General features: G+C 70.6%; 1 protein-coding gene. It reads left to right on the forward strand.

The genetic code is table 11. The features are described from left to right. A partial coding sequence (locus ACTJIY_RS20860; RefSeq protein ID WP_440697265.1) for a hypothetical protein occupies positions 1–333 on the forward strand: 333 nt, incomplete at both ends.

Genomic DNA, 333 nt, shown 5'->3' on the forward strand with positions numbered 1-333 from the left:
GGCGAGGCCACGGCGGACGTGGACCTGAACGACTCGGGCGTGTGGGTGACGAAGTCGTCGGCCGGGCTGCTGGGTCGGTTCAACTACGAGTCGCAGGCGATGGACGGGACGCTGAACGCGGGCAGCGCGTCGTTCGACGTGCAGCAGGACGCGGGTCGGGTGCTCCTCGACGACACGAGCACCGGTACGGCGTCTCCTGTCGATATCGCGCACCTGAAGCTGGACGGGCAGGTTCGTCTGCCGGCGGGGGCGCAGGTGGTCTCCGGTGGCGCGACGACGGCGATCCTCGACGGCGAGGAGGGTCTGCTGTGGGTGCTGCCGTTCGACGGGGCG

It is taken from the genome of Cellulosimicrobium sp. 22598, from assembly GCF_052044445.1.
Classification (GTDB): domain Bacteria; phylum Actinomycetota; class Actinomycetes; order Actinomycetales; family Cellulomonadaceae; genus Cellulosimicrobium; species Cellulosimicrobium cellulans_G.